Raw genomic sequence first — 4,806 nt, forward strand, 5'->3', positions numbered from 1 at the left:
GGCACCGAGATCCAGCAGCGCATCACCGAACTGACGCTCGAAGCCGTTGGCAATTATGCATTCGTGCAGGTGCCGACCGGCGAGATGGCGGGCAACGAGTTTGTCGCAGGCCCCGATTATTCGAACGGCGTCGGACAGAACTATTTCAACATGCGCAAGACCTCGATCTATGGCGGCTCGAACGAGATCCAGCACAACATCATCGCAAAAATGGTGCTTGGCCTTTAATCGGCTCAAAGCACCTCATAGAACAACGACTTGAAACGGGAAGGGTAGGACATGGATTTTTCGTTCACCGAGGAACAGACACTCCTCCGCAATTCGGTGCAGAGCTTGCTCGCCGACAAATATGACTTCGACACACGCCGCAAGATCGTGAAGTCGGCAGATGGCTGGAGCGAGCCGATGTGGAAGCAGTTCGCAGAACTGGGCCTGCTTGCAGCGCCTTTCTCCGAAGAGCTTGGCGGTCTCGGTGGCGGCGCCATCGAAACGATGATCCTGATGGAAGAGTTCGGCCGTCACCTCGTCGTCGAGCCCTATGTCGAGACGGTCGTGATCGCGGGCGGTTTCCTTCGCGAAGGCGCTTCCAAGGCGCAAGCCGACGCGTACATTCCCGGCATCGTCGACGGTTCGACCGTCTGGGCCTTTGCCTATGCCGAGCCGCAGGGCCGCTACAATCTTGCCGACCTCGTCACCACGGCGAAGAAGGACGGCGAGGGCTACGCGATCAACGGCTATAAGGCCGTCGTTCTCGGCGCACCCTGGGCGCAGAAGCTCGTCGTCACCGCACGCACCAGCGGCGGCCAGCGCGACCGTGACGGCGTCTCCGTCTTCATCGTCGACAAGAACGCCCCCGGCGTTTCGACCCGCGACTACCCGACGGTCGATGGCCGCCGCGCTTCGGAAATCACTTTCGAGAACGTGAAGGTCGGCGCGGATGCGTTGATCGGCGCGGAAGGCAAGGGGCTTCCCCTCGTCGAGAAGGTGACGGATCAGGCGATCGCCGCGCTCTCCGCCGAAGCTGTCGGCTGCATGGGCGAGCTCAACAAGGCAACCGTCGAATACTGCAAGACGCGCAAGCAGTTCGGCGTACCGATCGGCAAGTTCCAGGTTCTGCAGCACCGCATGGTTGACATGTTCATGGCATATGAGCAGTCGGTTTCAATGACTTACATGGTCAACCTGAAGCTCGAAGAGAACGAGGCCGAGCGCGTGAAAGCGGCTGCGGGCGCCAAGGTCCAGATCGGCAAGGCCGGTCGCTTCGTTGGCCAGCAGGCCGTGCAGCTTCATGGCGGCATGGGCATGACCGATGAACTCAATGTCGGCCACTACTTCAAGCGCCTGACGATGATCGACACCCAGTTCGGTAATGTGGATCATCAGCTGAAGCGTTATTCGCAAGCTGCCTGAAGGGCTTAGCCTGCGAATCTGACAAATTGGGCGACGGTTGTGAACCGTCGCCTTTTTTGTCGCCCGGATGCCGTCATTGACTGGCGCATCTGAAAAATCTGCAACCGCCGGAAACGGGCGGTCAAACGGGGGTCTGAATTGAAAGAGCTTTTGAACGACCTTCTTTCGACGATCATCTTCTTCATCGTCTTCACGATCGTCGACGACATATACGTCGCAACCGCTGCCGCCATCGGCGTCGCGATCGCCCAGTTCGCCTATCAAAAGCTGGTCGGGCGCACCGTCAGCCGCATGCAATGGGCGAGCCTCGGTCTCGTCATCGTCTTCGGCGGGGCGACCCTGCTGACGCAAAATCCGAAATTCGTCATGCTGAAGCCGACCATCATTCACTGCGCCATCGCCTGCGTGATGTTGCAGCCGGGCTGGCTGGGCCGCTATCTGCCGCCCGTCGCCGCAGAAAACCTGTCGCAGCGCATGATCGTCGGATGGGGATATGCGTGGTCGGCGCTGATGGTCGCGCTTGGGGTTGCCAATGTGATCATCGCACTCAACTTCGAGCCGAAGGTCTGGATATGGTTCCTCTCCTTCGGCGCAATCGGCGCGAAGCTCGTTTTCTTTGCCATCCAGTATTGGATATTCCGCGCGAGCGTTATCAGGCAAATAGCGGCGCGAAGCGCGACGACACTTTAAGCCTCAGGCTGTTGCGCGTCGGCCATCCGGCTGCCCGGCGTGACGCAGCCGATCTATCGGGAAAATAGCCTCGGCCTGCGTACCGCGCCCCAGCGCGCTGCGGATTTCGAACCTGCCGCCATGCAGAGAGATCAACCCCTTCACGATGGACAGGCCGAGGCCGGAGCCCTTTCCGGGTTGGGCAATGCCCGCCGCACCCTGCGTGAAGGCTTCGGTAACGCGGCCGATTTCGTTTTCGGAAATACCGGCACCCTGATCGTGAACGCCGAAACGCAATTCTCCAGTCGGGTCCAGCCGCGCGATCATCGTGATGGTCGTGCCGGCTGAAGAGAACTTGATCGCATTGGTGAGAATATTGATCCAGATCTGGCGAATGGCGCGGCTGTCTGCGTAGAGCATCGGCAGATCGGATTCGAATTCCTCGACGACACTGACGCCCTGCGCCTGTGCCCGGATGTAAAGCAGATGACGCGCATCATCTGCGATCTGCATGATATTGACGTCCTCTTCGGCGATTTGATAGCGCCCCGCCTCGATGCGCGAGAGGTCGAGAATGTCGTTGATAAGCGCGAGAAGATGCTGCCCTGACCGATTGATATCGTTGGAATATTCCTTGTAGATCGGCTTGGCGTGGCTACCGAATATTTCCGTCGCCATGACTTCCGAAAAGCCGATGATCGCATTGAGCGGCGTGCGCAGCTCGTGGCTCATATTGGCAAGGAAATGCGATTTGGCGCGGTTTGCGTCTTCAGCGCGTGCGCGTGCCGCATCTGAGTCGCGTTTGGCGCGGAAAAGCTGTTCGATAAGCGCGTTCTTGTCGGATTGCAGGTTGATGGAGCGAAGCATCGCCCCGTTCACCGATGAGGCAAGATTTTTCAGCAACACGCCGAACATGATCAGCACGACAGTAATGCCGAGGTGAAACATGTCGCCATAGGCGAGGAACCGGGCGACCATTGCCACGATGATCGGAATGAGCGTGCGATAGAAGACCGGGAAGTAGCAAATCGTCACCAGTATCATCGGCGCGACGGCAATGGCGACGGATGAGATGACATAGGTCTGATAGATGATGTTGTCAGGTACCCAGAACAGAACCAGGATCGACGACAATCCGATGCTGAAGGCAAGGCTGAAGGTTTCGAAGCGCACCGCCCATTCGCGAAACTGGGAGGGCTCTACATCGGCGCGAAGATAGGCGCGCGCATTATAGACCGCGTAATAATGCAGGCCGGACATCACCACCGTCCAGGAGACGAGGATCTCCCACGCGACGACAGAATAAAGGCTTGCCGCAAATGCCGCAAAGAGAAGGGGAAGCGCGAGAGGTGCGTTGATCTGCAATTCGGCCAGCGCGCGCAGTTGCGCAATGCCCGCATCGGCAGAAACTCGCACAGGCTTCCCATACAGAACGGCGCGCAAGCCGTCGACAAACGCGGCACGCGTTTCTTTCATTGCGGAATTGGAAGCTTTGTCGCGCGTGCGTCCGGTAGATCCGGTGCTGTGCTGCGCGTCCTCCAGTGCCATGTGCCCAATATCCTCGCCGCGATGAGAAGAGGAGCAGGCCGCCTTTTGCGACTGCCGAATCCCTCATTTCGTTGAAGCTCAAGGTCGACTAAAATTGTTAATAAGGCTTTCCGACTCTTGGTTAACTGCCCTTTCCAAATGGAAATCCGCCTATAGAAAGAGGCGTGGACCATGACTGTCTGCGCCCATCAGAGGAGCGTCCCGAAATGACTGATGCCTTGCTGTTTGAAAAAACAGGCCCCGTTGTCACCCTGACGATCAACCGGCCGGAGAGCCGCAACCCGCTCGGCGCAGCCGATGACCCGGAGAATTTCACCGAGGCCGTTGCGCGCATCAATGCCGATCGCGGCGTTCGCTGCGTGATCCTGACCGGGGCCGGAAAGGCGTTTTCGGCTGGCGGCAACGTGAAGGCCATGCGTGAAGGCACGGGAGGCTTCGGCGGGCCCGGCGTCCATATTCGCGAACAATATCGCGGCGGCATCCACCGCATCGTTCGCTCGGTCTGGGGCATTGAAGTGCCGGTGATCGCGGCGGTCAATGGCCCGGCCATCGGGCTCGGCAATGACGTCGCCTGCCTCTGCGATACGCGCATCGCCGCCGACACCGCGATTTTCGGTGCGACCTTCCTCAAGATCGGCCTTATCCCCGGCGATGGCGGCGCCTGGCTGTTGCCGCGCATTATCGGCATGGCGCGCGCCTCGGAGCTTCTCTACACGGGCGACACCATCGACGCGAAGACCGCCAAGGAATGGGGCCTCGTTTCGGAAGTTGTGCCCGCCGCCGATCTGATGGCCCGCGCCCATGCGGTTGCCGACAAGATTTGCGGCCAGGCGCCCGACGTCTTGCGCATGACGAAGCAGTTGCTTCGTCAGGGCATGATGAGTTCCTTCGACACGATCATGGAGCTTTCGGCCTCCATGCAGGCCATCGCGCATCACACCAGCGATCACAAGGAAGCGCTCGACGCCTTCTTTGAAAAGCGTCCGGCAAATTACAAAGGCGAATAGGGGCCTGTGCGGTCCTGAACGGGCAGGGGGTGGCCGTAGCCGTTGAAGCGGCCCCCCAATCCCCCTAAAGTCGCTGCCAATCCGAATATGATGAAATCACACAGAAAATCGGGAGAAACTCATGGCCGTTATCGGTGTCGTCGCCACGCTGAAAATTCAGGCAGGCAAGGAA

At 59.2% G+C, this 4,806-nt stretch carries 5 protein-coding genes; 4 read left to right on the forward strand and 1 reads right to left on the reverse strand.

What is annotated here, in order from left to right:
- From WA943_RS12620 to WA943_RS12630, 3 genes are all read left to right on the forward strand, one after another.
- The coding region (locus WA943_RS12620) for an acyl-CoA dehydrogenase family protein (protein ID WP_424470235.1) at positions 1-228 on the forward strand (228 nt) is incomplete at its 5' end.
- Between the two features lie 51 nt (positions 229-279).
- Entirely contained in the window at positions 280-1,410 is a 1,131-nt protein-coding gene (locus WA943_RS12625; RefSeq protein WP_424470236.1) for an acyl-CoA dehydrogenase family protein, read from the forward strand.
- 150 nt (positions 1,411-1,560) lie between these two features.
- Entirely contained in the window at positions 1,561-2,100 is a 540-nt protein-coding gene (locus WA943_RS12630; protein ID WP_424470237.1) for an inner membrane-spanning protein YciB, read from the forward strand.
- Between the two features lie 3 nt (positions 2,101-2,103).
- Here the strand turns inward: WA943_RS12630 and WA943_RS12635 are convergent, their stop codons facing one another.
- Positions 2,104-3,627: a sensor histidine kinase gene (locus WA943_RS12635; RefSeq protein ID WP_424470238.1), complete on the reverse strand. Its 1,524-nt coding sequence runs from the start codon at positions 3,625-3,627 to the stop codon at positions 2,104-2,106.
- A gap of 206 nt (positions 3,628-3,833) precedes the next feature.
- On the opposite strand from WA943_RS12635, the gene WA943_RS12640 reads away from it, so the two are divergent.
- On the forward strand, positions 3,834-4,634 hold the full coding sequence (locus WA943_RS12640) for a crotonase/enoyl-CoA hydratase family protein (protein WP_424470239.1): 801 nt from the start codon (positions 3,834-3,836) through the stop codon (positions 4,632-4,634).
- Positions 4,635-4,806 lie beyond the last annotated feature (172 nt).

Origin of the sequence: Parvibaculum sp. (assembly GCF_049651025.1) — a bacterium.
Classification (GTDB): domain Bacteria; phylum Pseudomonadota; class Alphaproteobacteria; order Parvibaculales; family Parvibaculaceae; genus Parvibaculum.

What these genes read in the sequence shown, in the direction of transcription:
- WA943_RS12625 (WP_424470236.1), top strand. Translation starts at nt 280, where the DNA reads ATGGATTTTTCGTTCACCGAGGAACAGACACTCCTCCGCAATTCGGTG.
- WA943_RS12635 (WP_424470238.1), bottom strand. Translation starts at nt 3,627, where the DNA reads ATGGCACTGGAGGACGCGCAGCACAGCACCGGATCTACCGGACGCACG.
- WA943_RS12640 (WP_424470239.1), top strand. Translation starts at nt 3,834, where the DNA reads ATGACTGATGCCTTGCTGTTTGAAAAAACAGGCCCCGTTGTCACCCTG.